The following is a 16903-nucleotide window of genomic DNA, read 5'->3' on the forward strand; positions in this document are numbered from 1 at the left end:
TTTTAATTTTTTAGTTTTATAAATAGAATAGATTATTCTAAACAAAGTAATTTGATGTGGTAAATGTGAAATCTGAAAATAAGAGTTCAAACAAAAAGAAATCAGAGGTTTCCATTAAAAACAAGCCAAGTTTCAATGAGATTGAAACTAAGGTTCTTGTATTGGAAACTGCAGGTTATCCTTTTAATTTTGGTCTATTGGAAGGGCCTAATTTAGAGATATCCGATAAGGTTCTTTTTGAACAGTATGCTATAGATCAATGGAGCGGAACAAATGTAAAAACAGGTTCTTTCCTTTTCGATCAAAAGATCATTCCAGATTTTGCATTTAAAATCATTACTGCATATCCTGAAGACTCTGTAATTGGGGAAAACACTTCCATTACAATAGTCACTCCTGAAAATGAAAGTCAGGATTCTGTAAAGAGAGTCAAATCCAATGTTTTCTTTGAGGATATTGTAGGTCAGGAAAATGCAAAGAAAAAGTCAAGACTAATATACAAGTATCTTCAAGACCCTGAGAAGTTTGGCAATTGGGCTCCTAAAAACGTTTTGTTCTATGGCCTTCCAGGTACCGGTAAAACTATGATGGCTAAAGCGTTATCAAATGAGTTGAACATCAATCTCTTCCTGATTAAAGCTACATCATTAATCGGAGACCATGTTGGAGATGCAGCAAGCAAGATTCATGATTTATATGAAACCGCTTCAAAATCAGCTCCTTCTTTAATATTCATTGATGAAATTGATGCAATTGCATTGCATAGGTCTTTCCAATCATTGAGAGGGGATGTTTCTGAAATTGTAAACTCCCTTTTAACTGAAATGGATGGTATCAATCCAAATGAAGGTGTTGTAACAATTGCAGCAACCAATAACCCATCTTCAATTGACTATGCAATCAGAAGCCGTTTTGAAGAGGAAATTGAATTCAAATTGCCAAATGATGAGGAAAGAAAGGAAATTTTCAACTTGTACCTGAATACTTTCCCAATCGCTTATGATTTGGACATTGAAAAATTAGTAAAGCTTTCCAAAAGAATGTCTCCAAGGGACATTAAGGAAAAGATATTGAAAACAGCTCTTCATAATGCAATTATTAATGATAAGGAAAAAGTAACAATGGATGATGTTTATTTTGCATTAGAGCTTAATAAATATGAAAAAGAAGAAGTTAAAGGAATGTTTGAATAAAAACATTCTCTTTTTAACATAATTTTATTTATTTTTTATTTAAATCTATTATTATTTAAATTATTATTTTTAATTAATTTAATCTATTTTTTAATTTAATCTCTTTTTAAAATAGCTTCACACATTTTTATGGCATCTTCCTCGTTGTCTTTTGCTGATTTTTTAATGCCTTCAGAAATGTCATAAAATATTTTATTGACTATGGACTGAGTCATCTTATCTATGACTTTTATGTCCTTTGCATCTACCGCATTTAGTTTAACTATGCCCTTTTGACTCTCACGTTGTCTTATCTCTTCCATAGACTCTCTTAAACTACCGAGTAATGAATTTATTTCAATTAAATTAAAGGATTCTTTAAGCAAATCAAACTCACTTTCGATGATCTTTTCTGCTTCGATGACTTCTCTTTCACGAAGCTTTTTATTTTTTTCTGCAATTCCTCTCAAGTCATCGATGTTAAATAGGTCAATGCCGATTTCCTTTACATCTTCTGCAATGTCTCTTGGATTTGCAATATCAATGAAAATCATTTTATTTGGTATATTCTCATCAAATACTCTTAATAATCTTTCTTTATTGATGATTGCGTGTGGCGCTCCAGTGGAACTAATCACTAAATCTGCATTGAGCAATTTCTCTTCTAAGTTGTCAAAGAGAATCGCTTCACCTTCAAGTTCCTCTGCCAATTTGATTGCTTTGTAGTAAGTTCTGTTTGCAACAAAAATAGCTTTCAAGTTCTTTTCAGCTAATGCCTTTGCAACGAGAGTTCCCATTTTACCTGCACCAATAACGAGAACATGCTTGTCCTGCAAGTCTCCAAGATGCTCTTCTGTAAGGTCAACAGCTGCTGAACCGATTGAAATTGAACCTTGATTGATTTTGGTCTTGTTTCTTACAACTTGGCCTACATGGATTGCCTTAGTGAAAACAGCATCTAATTTCTTTCCGCAATGGCCTTCCCTTTCACTTTTCCTTTTGGCATCCTTTACTTGGCCTAAAATTTGGTCTTCTCCAATGATCATGGATTCCAAACCTGAAGTCATTCTGAATAAATGCAACACTGCTTCATCATTGTATTGAATTATTACATACTTGTTTTCACAGTCTAAATCAAGTTTATTGTAATCATCAGTATAAAGGAAATATTCATATCTGTTGCATGTATTGATTTCAATATATTCTTTAATGTCTATATTTTCTTTTAATGTGGAAAATAATTCTTTTAAGTCTTTTGATACATTTTCCATAGTTTCTATGTCTGCAAGAGTGTGGTCTACACGTATATTGATTATCAATTTTGATTCTCCTTTATATTATGATAATTTTATGATAATTTAGAGTTAATAATATTCTCTACAAGTTCTTTAGCTTCATCCAATTTATTTTCCTTTAGGCAATTCCTTATTTCCTCATCTGCTAAAATCTTCTCAAGATATTCTCTTCTATCCTTTTGGCTATCTATTTTTTCCTTTAGTATTTTTCTTGCATGGTCTTGAATCTTTATTTCGAGAATATCCTCTTCTGTAATGATGGATTGGATTTTTTTTCTAAGTTCTCTTGCCATTAAAGGGCTTTGTCCATTTGTATAAATGGATATTTCTATATCATCTATCAAGAAACTTGTAGGTGCGATTATATTGCCTTTTTCTGGTTTATCTGCCCTATTTATTAATTTTCCTTGACTGATGGATGCTATGTATTCACATAATTCCTCATCACCACTTGCAGTGATTACTATATCACTCCATTTAACCATTTCATCAAGGTCTTTTAACGGGGTTAAAATAGCTCCTTTTTCAGTCAATTCCTCATCAATTGAATTTCCTGCCAAAATAACATTTGCACCTTTGTCTAAAAAGCGATGAGCTCTTCTTGTAGCTACTTCTCCAGTGCCTAAAATAAAAACATTCTTGTTTTCCACTTCAAAAAAGAGAGAAGTCAATCCCATAGTATCACGTTATTCTGCTTCAATTGATAAATTTTGATAAATAGAATATTTTGCAATATTTATTTTTCTTCCAATTGTTTAAGTTTTAATAATTTAACTGCCATTCTTAAATCATTGTTACAGTCTGCAAGTACCTTTTCAGCTTCAGCTTCGCTGATGTCAAATGTTTGTGAAAGTGCAAATACCGCTTCATTTGATGTTGGTGGGGTGCCTGCATTTAAGATTACTTCAGATAATTCCTTTTTAAGGTCCATGTATTCTTCTTCAGTCATTCCTATTTGATTTAATGTCATGTCCCTTAAAGGACAAGGTTTTGAAGTCTTGCAGCACCATACTAGTGAACCGAAACAGGTTGCTGGGCCTTCCCCTAATCTGGTTTCCCTTGCAAATTTTTGTTTGATGTCCAAGAATTCCTGAGGAGTCAAGCCCACTTCCCTTAAAGCTCCCATAATAGGGCAAGGCTTTACAGGGGGACAACAGAATGCGAGTCCTCTCACATCTCCTCCTCTACAAATATGTGACGGTGAATTTTCCCATACCATAGTTTTTCCTCTAATCTCTAAATAATAAATATAAAATATGTTTTAATTTTATTTAATTAATATTATAACATAAATAATTTTGTTTGTTTATATTAATATAAGTTTTTAATTATATTTGAAAATCTTTATAAAAATAGTTTATTAAATCTAAAATTTTCTTTAAATCTTAAAGAATTATTAATAGAAAAATAGTTAAAAAAGTAAAAAAAAAAATAAAAAAGAAAAGAAAAAGACCTAATGGTCTTTAATCATGTCAGCTTTTTCTTCACCAGTCAATTCTGCAACGATTTCTTCTGGAGTTCCAGTACTGAGGAGTTTTCCTCCTCTCATTAGGCTTGCCTTGTCACAGACATCCAATACGAAATCCATATCGTGAGAAATGATTACAAAGGTTTGATCCAATTCGTCTCTTGCCTTCAAGATGGAATTGGTTACAATGATTCTTGTAACTGGGTCCATTGTACCTGTAGGTTCGTCCAATACGACAATATTCGGCTCTTTAATGAGAACTTGTGCAAGAGCGACCCTGTGTCTTTCCCCTCCACTTAACTCATCTTGCCATTTGCTTAATATGCTCATGGATTTGTCTTTCTCGAATCCTACAGTTTCAAGAATGTGAGCCGCCTTGATTTTTGCAAATTCTGCAGGCAAGTTCAAGCTGATAGCATCGGTTAAGTTTCCTAATATGTCTCTGTGTGGGTATAATGAGTATTCTTGGTGCAACAATCCTAAGTATGGAGTTACACGGCCTCTGTTTAATGGGCCTGGCTTTTTCATGTCAATCCATTGGTCACCTAATCTTATTTCAAGTTCTCCGGCACTTGGTTCAGTGAGTCCAATCATCATTCTGGTCAAGGTAGTCTTTCCGGATCCACTAAGACCTACAATACCGTAAATCTCTCCTTGGTTGATTGTTAAGCTTACGCCGTCTACAGCTTTTACCACTCCTCTTTCAATGGAATAGTAATGCTTTTTAATGTCTTGAACTCTAATTATCTCTTCGGTGTGTTCAACTTTTTCAACCTGTTCAGCTTGTGGGACAGTTTCAAGGAATTTTGGAACAATAACGTCAGGGTGGCCATGTTCAATGATTTCTCCATGGTCCAACCAGATTGCATCATCAGCCAAGTGATTCATAACTTCAGGCCAGTGGGAAGTGATTACCATACTGATTCCTTCATCCTTTACACCTTCAATCAGGGTTTGGTGAAGCTTTTCAGCGGTTTGTGGGTCTAATGTACCTGTTGGTTCGTCTGCTAAAAGCAACATAGGGTTTTTAGCCAATTGTCTTGCAAGCACTACCCTTTGCTTTTCTCCTCCACTTAAGTCACGTGCAACGTGAGTTACCCTGTGGCTCATTTGAACCATTTCCAATAAGTCAATAGCATTGTAGATATTCTCTTCTTCGTATCTTCCTTCGTCACCCATTGCATTCAATACGTTGTCAATTACAGTCTGTTCATCGTATAATGCAAAGTTCCTTTGGAGCATAATGGAAATTCTTCTTCTGATTGCAGCTTTTTCCAACCTTCCTGCATTCCAGAAGTCAATTTCTTGAGGTTTTAATTCAGCTCCACATTCCGGACATTTTCCGCCGGCCTTTGAAGCAGGTTCAACATGCAAACATTTTTTGTTCTCACAGATTGCCAAGTCAAAGATAACTTGCCCGCTGTCTGGAGCATATTCCTTAGTACCTCTTAGCATGTTGATTAAAACAGATTTTCCACTACCACTTCTACCGAGAATACCTAAAGTGGAACCTTCCTCTATAGTTAAGTTAATATCTTTGAGGACCGGTTCCCCATTAAATGACTTATTAATATTTTTTAAAGTTATGAAAGACATAAGCCCACCTTGATAATTAGTTGATTATTATTAATTTTATTTTTTAGATTGTTATTATTGATATTTAATTGAATTCAATATCAAAAATTAATTTATTAAATTATATGTATATTATTTATAAACGATATTATTAATATAAATTTTGATATTTTTTTATATTCTTATTACTTTTTTCTTTTTGAATAATTGGATTTTTTTTAATTCTTATGTTTGGATCCACATAGGGGAGTTCCGCATTCGGGACATTTGATGTTTCTGCATGGGAAACCTCTAATCTTCGGTGCTATGTAACCGCAATTAGGACATTCGCATGCTTTTGATGGTCCCCTGCCGCTTCCGGGACCTCCGAATGATTTCCTTTCATTCAATGGAACATCTTCCTCTCCAATATCGCAAATTTGAGTTTTTGATGATTTGATTTGCGCATTCTTATTCAAATCAAGATCATTCAAATTTTTAATTATTTCAATATTTTCAGATTTGCAGTCTGGACAGTTAGTGTATTCCTTTTTTGGATTGTTCCATTGGAATCCACAGTTCTTGCAGATATAAATCTTATCTTCGCTATAAAAATTTTCATTGTTTATTTCAATTTTCTTACCTTCTATCAAAGACATTGCTGTCTTCTTTCTTGCAGAATTGATTATTCTATGGAATGTCGGCTGTGAGATTCCCATTAATTCCGCAGCTTCCTTTTGCTTTATATTGTGATAATCACCTAATCTGATTGCTTCAAACTCATCAAGATTCATCTTTATGGCTTCAAAATCATCTTCCCTTGAGATGTCCCCATGTTGAAGGCAAGTATAGTCAGGTTTCTTCACAATTCTTCTTTCAATCTTTGGCCTAACCATTTATTCTCTCCTTATTTCTTTGGAATTTCCTTAATTTGATATATTGATAATGATTTCATTATGAATATATATTTATTATGAATATATATTCATAACATTTAATATATAGTTTGTCTTTTGAAAATGTGCGATCCATCCCTAAAGCAAAATTTTATTAACTAAAAATACAAATTTAAAATAAATAGATTTCTAGGATAAAATATTAAAAATCAATTTTTTTCAAACAATTTTTTGAGGGATTTGAATGGGTGAACTATCTAAACTGCCAAATATTGGTAAAGTAGTGGAAAAGCAATTAAATGATGTTGGAATAGATACTGTTGATGAATTGATTGATCTTGGCAGTAAAGAGGCATGGTTAATAATTAAGGAAATAGATGATAACGCATGTCTAAATAGATTGATGGCATTGGAAGGAGCCATACAAAATATTCGTTGGCATAGCTTATCTGATGAAGATAAGGATGATTTAAGGTATTTTTATAATTCCCAAAAGTAAATAGTTGAATTTAAAATAATAATCTTGGTAAAAACACTTTGAGAATTTATAAAAAAGAGAAAAATAATTAAAAATAGTAAAAATGAGAATAATTAGATTCTAATCTCATTTAAATCAAAATTCAATTTTCCACCAATGGCTGCTCTAGCTATTGAAATTCCATTTGCTCCGGCTTTTAACATTTTTTCTGCTTGTGCAATGGAATTAATTGAGTTGTTTCCAATGATGAAGATATTGGCATTTTCTGATATTTGTTTTATCAAATCAAAATCAGCATCCCTTACACCTTTTTTCATGGCATCTATGTGCAAGTAGTCCACTCCACAATCCTCTGCTAGTTTAGCTATTTCAAGGTTGTCCACTCCTTCGACATTGGCTCTCATTTTCATGGATACTTGGGACTGGGATCTTTTGACAACTTCCTTGATGTAGTCTTCCAGATCTGCTCTTAAAAGCATTGCTTGTCCGCAACCGGCTTCAACAAGTTCCTCTTGTCTGCAATGGCAATTGATTTCAATGATGTCAAGATTCGGTATTTTGCTGATTTCGATAAGAGGGTCTGGAGTGCTTCCTCTTAAGTTGGCGCTTACGCTTACATCAAAATTGTCTTTTATGGTGTTAACTTCGTTTTCAATTACATTATAGATTTCATCTTTAGGGTAATTGAACTCTTTCCTGCCTCTGGCTATGATTCTTTCACAGGCGTCTATTGATTCGTTGTCAGTATTGTATCCTCCAATAGTGACTGTGTCAAATCCGTAAGGTATAAGTTTCATTGCAAATTCCGCATTTGTAATTCCTGCCATCGGTGCAAGCACTTTAATGTTAACACTTCCTTATTGATATCATTATTCTAAAAATAGTTAAAAAAATTGAAAATAGAAAATAAAAAGGAAATAAAAAAGGTATTAAGTGAAAATAAGATTTGTTTAAAGTTCATCAATTACGTGTATCCATTCCTTATTATTTCCTGCACGGATTATTTCAAGTCCGATGTCTGCCATATAAGCGGCATCTTCCATATTGTCCGCTCTGCCGATTCCCGCTTTAAGGCCAATTCCTATTTCATCATAGATTTCCTTAAGTATTTGAGTAATGTCCTCTTCACTTAAGCCATTGCATGGGGACATGAAATTGTCTCCGCCGATGAAGAACAATAATGCTCCTTTTTCTCTGAGTTTAGTCATCAAGTAATGTTGTGCCTTATTTACCATAAAGCTTGTATCGAAAGCAGATTCGATATCAGTCAATGTTTCGGTAACGCTGTTGATATCAATGTGTGCAGCTTGTACGAAACTGTCTTCCGGGTCTTCAATGAGGTTGTTGATTGCTAAAATTTCTTTTCTGCCAGAAGATTGAGCTCCACCTTCCTTTTGAAGTGCGATTGTTGCGAGTCTTTGAGCTTCGTGTGCAGTTTCTGCTGCCCCTACACCCATACTGATTGTGATTGGGTATCTGTTTCTAATAGATCTTTGAATTCTCATGTGGTCCTCTTCGTTAAGACCGTTTGTTACTGCGAGTAAGTTATCAAATCTTGTAAAGAACACTAAACCTTTTTTAGCAGCTATTAATCTTTGCACATCTGCAAAAAGCTCTGCTTGTAAGATTTGAAGGTCAGATTCTGTACGTGGTCTTGGAGTTACTGTCCATGGACCATAATTGTCGATTTGTATCAAAGTCATTTGTATCATATATTTTCACCTAATATTAATATATTTAGTTATAACTAAATTAGTATTTAAACTTTAAGCATTTAATTATTGATTTTTTAAATATTTTATAGTTTTTAATAATTATTTTTGGTTTTTTATTAATTATTTTTTAATATGAAGTATTTTGTAATAATTTTTTTTTAAAAAGTTTTGTAAAGCTAAAATTAACTATTCTAAAACAACTTTGGCAAGATTGATCTTATCTTCAATTGTTTTCATGAATGTGTTGGTTACAATGACATTTGGAATGATCTCTTCAATTTCCTCTTTAAATTCTGCATCCTGATTATCAATGACAAATTTGCTTAAGAAAGGCTTGTAAATCTCTGCCACACCGATTGAAGAGCTTTCATAGCCAAAGGCATTCATGAATTGTCCTGCAGGGCCACTGAATGCAGATTTTCCTACAAATGGTGAAACTGCAATGACCTCTTTCTCTTTTAAAGCCTCCACAACACCATCTAGGGAGACAATCGGTCTTATTGATGTGATTGGATTTGAAGGGCCAATGATAACCTTGTCAGATTCATTGATTGCCTCAATGAGTTTTGGACTAGGCTTTACATTGCCATATTTCACTTCAAGAACTTCACACTTGCATTGGTATTTGATTAAAAAGTCATGGAACTCGATTTCACCATATTCTTTTGTGACGATTGTTATTTCAGACTCTTCATCGCTCATAGGAATGATGGTTGCCTTTACACCTAACTTTTCTTTTTGAAGTTCCACAATTTCAGACAGTGTCCAGCCTTCATCTAAAAGAATTGCCTTTTGAAGTTTGGTTGCCCTGTCCCTATCTCCCAATTTAAGCAGTTCAGTGGTTCCCATTTCAATTAGCTGTTCTCTAACTATGAATGTGTCTCCCTTAATTCCGTACCAGAATTCATCGTCTATCATATCTGCAAAGGTATACATTACAGTATCAATGTCTGCTGCAATGTATCCTCCGGACATGTAAAGGTTTTCCACGGTATTCACTATAACGTTGATTTCCTCTTCAGGATAGATTTCCTTTATTCCTTGGATAAGTTTTGGAGTTCCAGTGCCTCCAGAAAGTATGGTTATCATGTTAACACTCTTGCCAGTATTTTTATTTTTTCATTATTTGCATCGTTTATAAGTTTTAGAAATAATTTCGATAAGTATTTTTAATTTTTAACTTTAAAATTCTTCTTTTAATGGAGCTCCACATTCAGGACATGGAGTCTTTTCAGAAATTACTAAAGACATTTCACCATTGCAGTTAGGGCAATTGTTATTTTCAAGAATCTTTCGTCTGTCCTTGTAAAATGTCTTTTTAAAATCAAAAAACAGTATTTTGTAATTATGATTATTTATGGAAATTTCTTTAGTCAATATATCTTCAATTTCATCCTGATTAAATAGTTCATTGTCTTCTGGAACATAGGTTTTAATTAATTTTTTACAATTCGGACAATAGTTTTCATAAAGGAATCCTGAAATCAGTGATTTGGTCATCTTATCTGAATTTTCCTTGTTGTGGCTGTCTTCAATAAGATTCAGATAATGGGATTTTGAATCATCTTCATCATTTGAATAAAAATTTAAGATTGATTCCAAATCATCCAAATCAGTATCCAAATAGAAAATCAGATTCTTATCTAAAAATGAGAAATCACAGCTTTCACATTTAAAATTAATTTCAACCATGTTACCCTCTGGATTATTGTAATTATTTTTTGAATAGAATTATGAATTAAGAAAATAATAATTATTGATTTATGATTTGATTGATTATTTTCTGAACACATCAAACTCTTTTGGTCTAAGCAATGGCTTGATTCCAGTTTCAGTGTCTCTTAAGTGATCAAATGCTGCAAATCCTCTGATTAGGACTATTGGGATTCCTTCATTTGCCTGTCCCATCAATAGGGATGCGGCAGCTGCAAGCTCATCCGCTGTAGCGACTTCAGTTGTTTCAAGAGCTCTGCCGAAGAGGTCTTCCTCACCGATTCTAACCCAAATGGGATTGATTCCAGAGCAGCCAATTGCTGTTCCGATTGCACCTACTCTAAATGCCCTTCCTTGTGTGTCTGTAATAATCACTGCAATCTTCTTGCCGGTTTTCTCTTCCAGATATTCCCTTATGTTCTTAGCGGATTCGTCAGGATTTTCAGGTATAGGTGTTGCAAGTCCCGCTTCAACATTGGATTCATCAATACCTGAATTTGCACAGACAAAGCCATGCTTGGTTTCGGTAACAATGAAATTAGGTCCCACTGCAACAATTTCATTTGATTGGCGAAGTACGATTTCCACAATCTTAGGGTCCTTCTTACATTTTGCTGCAACTTCAATGGCTTCTTCGGAAGGAACGATATCATCGATTTTTATGATGTTTCCTTCTGCCTTTGAAATCAATGTTTCAGCAATGAGAAGAATGTCTCCATCTTCAAGGCTCATCTTTTCCTTTTCCAAATCCTCTTCAATAATCTTGGCTATATTGTCTCCCTTTTGAACTAAAGGAATTTCTTTCAATCCATATAATTTTAAAGTCATAATTAAATGTTGTAATAATAAAATATAAAAAACTATTGATATAAGTTTTAGAAAATTATTATCTGCTTTAATAATTAACTTATTTTAAAAAATGTGATTTCATTTGAATTTTTATTAAAAAATTAAAATAATGCTTTATTTTTTCTATTTTTTCTTAAAAATTAACAATATGCTTTTATATTAAAAATAACAAAAATTATATTAATATTAATTAATAATTGATGATTTTTTCATGAAAAAAACTTAAATCATTATTCTATTATTTAATCATTGAATTAATTTCTTAAGAGGATACTATGATTATAGAAATGCTTACTAGTGGATTTGACATGATTATGGAGATGCTCCAAAGTGGGGGAATCATTACCTACATCATTCTCTTGCTTGGTATCTACGGTCTGTTGATATCCATAAGAAAGATATTTTACCTTAGAAAAATAAGTAAAATCGACGCTACAGAGATTATGGGGACAATCACCTCATCCATGGAACAGGGAGGAGCCATTGAAGCTTTGAAAAACATCAGTCACTATAAGAACCCTGTTTCAAGAATCATGTCTGAAGCATTGAAAATCGGTTATAAAAACAAGATTGAAGTAGAAGAAAGTATGGAGCAGATCTTCATTGTCGAGCTTAGTAAAATGACCAATGGTATCAGCGCTTTGAAAACCATCATTGAGCTTGCTCCATTTTTAGGATTGATCGGTACTGTATTGGGTATTTGGATGACCTTTAAGAACTTAGGTGTAAATCCTGATGCTGCGGCAATGGCTGAAGGTATCTATTTGGCTCTTATCACTACCATTGCAGGGTTGACAGTAGCTATTGTTCTCATGCCTTTGTATACTTACATCAAAGGTTTGATTGACCAAGAGATGGATAAGATTGAATTGGCTACTAAAATGACCAATTGGAGCTATGCTGTAATCAAGATAAGAGTTTATGAAAAATTGCCTTGTGTGATTGAAGCTCTTCAAGAGGCAGAAGGTATTGTTAGCGTAAAGGAAATCTCTGACCCTTATTCTAATATTCAAATTTCATTCAAGCCAAGTATGCTTGAAAAGAGTATCAGCAATATCATATTGGAAAAATGTGATGTGAAATCTGAAATTACAGAAAGTAAGTTAAGACAATAATCAAGGGGCTGTTAAATTGGCAATTGACATCAAGCGTCATAAAGAGAAGATGAATCGGGATGAACCTGAGATCAAGCTTGTTCCTTTTATTGACATCTTATTTACTTTGCTTATCTTTTTAGTGGTCACCAGTACTTTTGGTGCTGCTGCAGTGGATAGCGATGATACCGGAACCGGTACCGGAAAGCCGAACATGACTGACTCCACTGGAGATGCGGAATATTATCTGATTCCGGTTGCAGGCTTGCAGAAAGTTGTTGTGAATGGTGTGGACATGTCTTCCGAGATAAAAGGAAACGCTATCGGTGTTCATGCAAGAGTGCTTGATCAAGGGGACGTTCAGATTAAAACGAGCGAACATGCGATATATATTGAAGCGCCACCGGGAATGCTTCCTCAACAGGCAGTTCATAGTCCGGATTGATTTTAAATTTAATTATTTTTATTTTTTTAATTTTTTCAAATATTTTAAAATATTTTTTAATGGTCTTTAAATTTTTTTATTAAAATTTCAATTCTTTCTTATAAGAAATATTTTAATTTTTTCAAATAGTTAATTGGGGTAAAAAGAATGTATTTAGGCAGAATTATTTCAGCAGGAAAAACAGAAGATGGAAAACCATATGTTGCTTATAGGGTTTCAAGCAGATCCTTCCCAAACAGGCAAGTGAAGGTTCTTGAAAATGAAGCGGCTATCATTCCAAAGGAAGGATTTGAAAAGGATATTTTCAAAAACTCCTACATCGCTTATGACTGTGTAAAGACTGTAGGGGACATTGCAATCATTTCAAACGGTTCCCAAACCAATCCGATTGCAGACAAGATATCCATTGGCATGAACATTAGGGATGCAATGGTATACTCCTTAACCACTTTGGATTATGAAAAGGATGATTATAACACTCCAAGAATTGCTGCAGTTGTGAAAGGTGGTGAAGATTACGAAGCTTACATCGGTATTGTAACTGACAGTAAAGTATTGGTTGAAAAAATAGAAGATGGAAATGCTCAATTCATTTCCACTTATGAGAAGAATACACCTGAAGATGTGATTTATTCTGCAGACACTCCAGATGATGCATGCAAGTTTATTTTCGATGAAGGTGCATTTGCTGAATTTGAAAACCCTGTATGTTCAGTGGCAGCTATTTTTGATGGAAAATGGAATATTTCTGGTTTAAATCCGGAATAATTCTATTTTATTTTTTTCTTTTTTTATTGTTTCTTATTCTTTTTATAGATTTCACTGCTTTTTTCACTGATTTTAAGGGTTAAAAAAATAATTTTTATTCAAACTTTTCAGCCTCTTCGGCCTCTTTTATTTTCTGGACTGTTCCCCAGCTTCTTCTGACAAAGTCAGGCATTTCATCATATCTGTATTTCTTCAGGAAGTTCTTGGTTTTCGGATCACTTGGGTAACCTGAGCCAATTCCATCCCTATCCTTTGTGGCTCTGATATACTCCTTATTGATTTCACTGATAATCCTATCCCTTTCTGTTTTGGCAATGATTGAAGCGGCTCCAACAGCCAAATATTTGTCGTCTGCCTTATGTTCTGCAATTACTTCACAACTATGGCCTACATATTCTGCCATTTCCTCTTGAAGTCTTCCTTCCTTAACGTCCAAGGCATCTATAATGATTCTATCCGCTCGAAGATTGTTTATGATTTTCTTCATTGCCAGTTTTTCAATCTGGTTAAGATTGATTCCTTTTGCCCTTAAGTTGTCAATGTCCTGTGCGGTGATAACCACAGTTTCGTAATCGAACATCTTGGTTAATTTGCGATATAGGACAGCTCTTCTGTTTGGAGTCAATCTTTTAGAGTCCTTCACTCCCATTCGTTCAATGATCTTTTCTTTATTTTCAGGTATGACAACTCCAGCCATTACCATCGGGCCTAGAACAGGACCTCTTCCAGCTTCATCTAATCCTAGTGTATCCATATTATTAAATCCGGTTTTATTATTTTTTTATTCAATAATTTTTTTAATTATTTTCAATAATTTTTTCAATAATTTTTTCAATAATAAGTTTGTAATTATTTATTTATAATCATTTTTAAAATAAGTTTAAGATTTTGAAAAATAGTAAAGAGTTTAATGGTGTATAGGTTATGGTGTCAAAAGGAATATTATGGATTGTAAAGACAATCCATAGTATTTATACGTATAAATAACGCTTGAAATTGCTTAAATTTATTTCATAGCTTTTAAACGTACTTCCGGTTCTAAAGCTAATGGTTCAGCAGCTACGATTGCAGTTCCTTTTGCGACTACAGTCATAGGGTCATCAGAAATTTGGATAGGAATATCTGATTCGTCGAAGATTCTTTCTTTAAGGCCTCTTAATCTGGAACTTCCTCCCACTGCTACAGTATTTTTGTAGACTCCCATCATCAATTCTGCTGGCAATCTTTCCAAGATGAGGTTTAATCCGCCAACAACTGCTTGGATGATTGGCTCTACTGCATCTGCAACTAACATTGAATCAATTACAACTTGTTTAGGCCTGTTGGTTTCCAATGATTTACCAATAACTTCATAGCTTAAGTTTTCAAATTCTTGACTGCAATGTACCATACCGACTTCAATCTTTGCAGCTTCTGCATCGTGAATGCTGATTGCGACATTGTATTTTTCTGCAACCAATTCAACGATTCTATTGTCGATGTCGTCTCCACCGACTCTTACGGTTTCGATATCGTTGATACCACCAAGTGAAATGACCACTAAATCAGTGGATCCTGCACCGATGTCAATTACCATGGTTCCATTAGGTTCTGCAATAGGCAATCCTGCACCGATAGCAGCAGCCAATCCTTCGCTGACTACCAATACGTATTCAGCACCGGCTTTTCTACCTATTTCTTCAGCAGCGTTTTTCTCCACTTCAGAAGCGTCTCCAGGAATTCCAATGACAATTCTTCCTACGGTTTCTCCTTCGTTAATACCAATTTCCATTGCTCTGATGAGTAATGCTTGTGCTTGTGCAACGTTTTCGATTACTCCCTTCTTAAGTGGTCTTACTGCAACGATGTCTTCTGGAGTTCTGCCTAACATCTTTTTGGCTTCTTCTCCAACAGCAAGGACTGCAGAAGGGTCATCCTTTTTAACAGCAACTACAGAAGGAATTTGGTATAAGTCAAATTTGTCTCCTGATGGTTTTGCGATTACGGTGTTTAAGGTACCTAAGTCAATACCTAAACTGTTTTTCACGACTCTAGTTGGTTCAATTTCAATAGCGTCTTCATTTCCGAAAATACTCAAAGTTATTCCTCCATAATAAAAATAAATTAATATTTAATTGATTTATTGTTTGTTTAATTAATTTTATTTGTGGAATCATTTTTTTAAATTCATAATTCTTCAAATATAATTAATTAATAGTTTATAACAATAATTATTTATAATTTTTATTAATAATAAGTTTTTGTATAAAAATATGAAAAATTATTGATAATCATGTAAAAATAGCTTGATAATTTGGTTTTAAAAATAATCTGTGGTGAAAAAGTTAAATTATTTTGGTGTATCTGGTGTGTTTTATGAAGATTCCTTTTCTTACTTTTCTTCCTCTTCAGGAGCAGGCTCTTCTTCAGGTTTTTCTTCTTCTTTTTCTACTATATGTTTTTCTTCTGCAGGTTTTTCTATAGTTTTCTCTACAGTTTCGTCCCCTACATCTTCTTTTATTCTTTGTTTTTCCTTATCTTGGATTGTTTTCTTCAAGTCAATTCCGAATAAGCTATTGCTCTGGCTGATCTGCTTTACTTTCTCAATATTTTCCTCATCCATTACAGAAACGAGGATTGCAGATAAGACAACATCACTCATATCAAGTATCGGTGTCATTGTATTTCTTAGGAATGATGGCAATTTTATTCTTGTGTTGAGTTCCGCTTTAATGAAACTGCTTGTATGATCTTCTGATAAGACATTGATTTCAGCGTTTTGCCTGTTGGTCTCTCCATTGAATGATTTCATATACTCTTCAGGTCCGACAATCACCAATAAGTTAGGCATCTTCTGTATATGCACATTGGTGATTTCCACAGATGCCCCTCCTTTCTCATTGCACCTGTTTCTAAGCTCACTGATTTTCAGTGTTTCCCCTTTAAGCATGATGCAGTCAAATCTTTTTGAAGTGTATTTGTCTAAAATCTTGATGGATTCCCTGAATAAGATCTGGACTCTATCCTTGGCGGTAATTGCATTGTATGCTATATCATCAACCAGTTTCTCATTACCTGCGATGACACACCATACATGTTCCCCATTCTCTCTTGTGGAAACCTTTGCAGCTCGTCTGAGAATTTGTATTCTGTCTTCAATCATATAATCACTAATAGAGTTCCATTTTTCATTCTTTTTAATAATACTCTCAATAAGTTTATAATTTTGTATTACTATCTTTCAGTTAAAGCCAAGAATTTTAATACTATGATAATTTAATATATTGCCTTATTATAATATAAAATTTTGTTTTTAAAGAAAAGATTTTGCTTTTGAATGAAGGATTTTAGAATATTTTGATTTGATTTGAGAAATACTATTGTTTTTTTTAACAATATTCAAATTCAGTTAAAAGAAATTTTATTGTTCATTTATCAATATTCAAAAACAGTTAAATAGAAGTTAATAGAATATAT

At 33.6% G+C, this 16903-nt stretch carries 18 protein-coding genes; 5 read left to right on the plus strand and 13 right to left on the minus strand.

Annotation, left to right across the window (positions count from 1 at the left end; genetic code table 11):
- Nucleotides 1–113: 113 nt before the first annotated feature.
- Nucleotides 114–1193 carry an AAA family ATPase gene (locus IJE13_RS01715; RefSeq protein WP_292776444.1) on the plus strand — a complete coding sequence of 360 codons (1080 nt, stop codon included), beginning with the start codon at nt 114–116 and terminating at the stop codon, nt 1191–1193.
- Nucleotides 1194–1288: 95 nt separating this feature from the next.
- Here IJE13_RS01715 and hemA read toward each other — a convergent pair whose 3' ends face one another.
- From hemA to IJE13_RS01740, 5 genes are all read right to left on the minus strand, one after another.
- Complete coding sequence (hemA, locus tag IJE13_RS01720; RefSeq protein ID WP_292776320.1) at nt 1289–2491, minus strand: glutamyl-tRNA reductase; 1203 nt, start codon at nt 2489–2491, stop codon at nt 1289–1291.
- A 29-nt stretch (nt 2492–2520) separates the two neighbouring features.
- A complete protein-coding gene (locus IJE13_RS01725; RefSeq protein ID WP_292776322.1) occupies nt 2521–3144 on the minus strand; it encodes a bifunctional precorrin-2 dehydrogenase/sirohydrochlorin ferrochelatase in 624 nt (207 codons plus the stop codon).
- A 59-nt stretch (nt 3145–3203) separates the two neighbouring features.
- Nucleotides 3204–3686 (minus strand): methanogenesis marker 9 domain-containing protein, encoded by a 483-nt coding sequence (locus IJE13_RS01730; protein ID WP_292776324.1) that lies wholly within the window; start codon nt 3684–3686, stop codon nt 3204–3206.
- A gap of 234 nt (nt 3687–3920) precedes the next feature.
- The gene (gene atwA, locus IJE13_RS01735; protein WP_292776326.1) at nt 3921–5531 is read right to left on the minus strand and encodes a methyl coenzyme M reductase system, component A2; all 1611 of its coding nucleotides are present in this window, start codon (nt 5529–5531) and stop codon (nt 3921–3923) included.
- A 197-nt stretch (nt 5532–5728) separates the two neighbouring features.
- Nucleotides 5729–6385, minus strand: a complete 657-nt coding sequence (locus tag IJE13_RS01740; protein ID WP_292776328.1) for a DUF134 domain-containing protein — start codon at nt 6383–6385, stop codon at nt 5729–5731.
- A 244-nt stretch (nt 6386–6629) separates the two neighbouring features.
- Between IJE13_RS01740 and IJE13_RS01745 the strand changes: the two genes are divergently transcribed.
- Entirely contained in the window at nt 6630–6884 is a 255-nt protein-coding gene (locus IJE13_RS01745) for a TfoX/Sxy family protein (protein ID WP_292776330.1), read from the plus strand.
- Between the two features lie 92 nt (nt 6885–6976).
- Here the strand turns inward: IJE13_RS01745 and IJE13_RS01750 are convergent, their stop codons facing one another.
- The 5 genes from IJE13_RS01750 to IJE13_RS01770 form a co-directional block, all read right to left on the minus strand.
- Entirely contained in the window at nt 6977–7690 is a 714-nt protein-coding gene (locus tag IJE13_RS01750; RefSeq protein WP_292776332.1) for an MJ0144 family RNA dihydrouridine synthase-like protein, read from the minus strand.
- A 123-nt stretch (nt 7691–7813) separates the two neighbouring features.
- Nucleotides 7814–8575, minus strand: a complete 762-nt coding sequence (locus IJE13_RS01755) for a GTP cyclohydrolase III (RefSeq protein WP_292776334.1) — start codon at nt 8573–8575, stop codon at nt 7814–7816.
- A 189-nt stretch (nt 8576–8764) separates the two neighbouring features.
- Nucleotides 8765–9667, minus strand: coding sequence for a 2-phospho-L-lactate transferase (gene cofD, locus IJE13_RS01760; RefSeq protein WP_292776336.1), 903 nt, complete (start codon nt 9665–9667; stop codon nt 8765–8767).
- Nucleotides 9668–9760: 93 nt separating this feature from the next.
- Complete coding sequence (locus IJE13_RS01765; protein WP_292776338.1) at nt 9761–10270, minus strand: hypothetical protein; 510 nt, start codon at nt 10268–10270, stop codon at nt 9761–9763.
- An 84-nt stretch (nt 10271–10354) separates the two neighbouring features.
- A complete protein-coding gene (locus IJE13_RS01770) occupies nt 10355–11119 on the minus strand; it encodes a coenzyme F420-0:L-glutamate ligase (protein WP_292776341.1) in 765 nt (254 codons plus the stop codon).
- Nucleotides 11120–11415: 296 nt separating this feature from the next.
- Between IJE13_RS01770 and IJE13_RS01775 the strand changes: the two genes are divergently transcribed.
- The 3 genes from IJE13_RS01775 to IJE13_RS01785 all read left to right on the plus strand — a co-directional run bounded on the left by IJE13_RS01775 (nt 11416) and on the right by IJE13_RS01785 (nt 13447).
- Entirely contained in the window at nt 11416–12255 is an 840-nt protein-coding gene (locus IJE13_RS01775) for a MotA/TolQ/ExbB proton channel family protein (protein WP_292776343.1), read from the plus strand.
- 16 nt (nt 12256–12271) lie between these two features.
- Nucleotides 12272–12679: a biopolymer transporter ExbD gene (locus IJE13_RS01780; protein ID WP_292776346.1), complete on the plus strand. Its 408-nt coding sequence runs from the start codon at nt 12272–12274 to the stop codon at nt 12677–12679.
- A 147-nt stretch (nt 12680–12826) separates the two neighbouring features.
- Nucleotides 12827–13447, plus strand: coding sequence for an IMP cyclohydrolase (locus tag IJE13_RS01785; RefSeq protein WP_292776349.1), 621 nt, complete (start codon nt 12827–12829; stop codon nt 13445–13447).
- A gap of 94 nt (nt 13448–13541) precedes the next feature.
- Here the strand turns inward: IJE13_RS01785 and rnhB are convergent, their stop codons facing one another.
- The 3 genes from rnhB to IJE13_RS01800 all read right to left on the minus strand — a co-directional run bounded on the left by rnhB (nt 13542) and on the right by IJE13_RS01800 (nt 16589).
- A complete protein-coding gene (rnhB, locus tag IJE13_RS01790) occupies nt 13542–14201 on the minus strand; it encodes a ribonuclease HII (protein ID WP_292776352.1) in 660 nt (219 codons plus the stop codon).
- 252 nt (nt 14202–14453) lie between these two features.
- On the minus strand, nt 14454–15524 hold the full coding sequence (locus IJE13_RS01795; RefSeq protein WP_292776355.1) for a rod shape-determining protein: 1071 nt from the start codon (nt 15522–15524) through the stop codon (nt 14454–14456).
- A gap of 294 nt (nt 15525–15818) precedes the next feature.
- On the minus strand, nt 15819–16589 hold the full coding sequence (locus IJE13_RS01800) for a hypothetical protein (RefSeq protein WP_292776357.1): 771 nt from the start codon (nt 16587–16589) through the stop codon (nt 15819–15821).
- Nucleotides 16590–16903: the final 314 nt, after the last annotated feature.

This window comes from Methanobrevibacter sp. (genome assembly GCF_017410345.1).
Taxonomy (GTDB): Archaea; Methanobacteriota; Methanobacteria; order Methanobacteriales; family Methanobacteriaceae; genus Methanobrevibacter.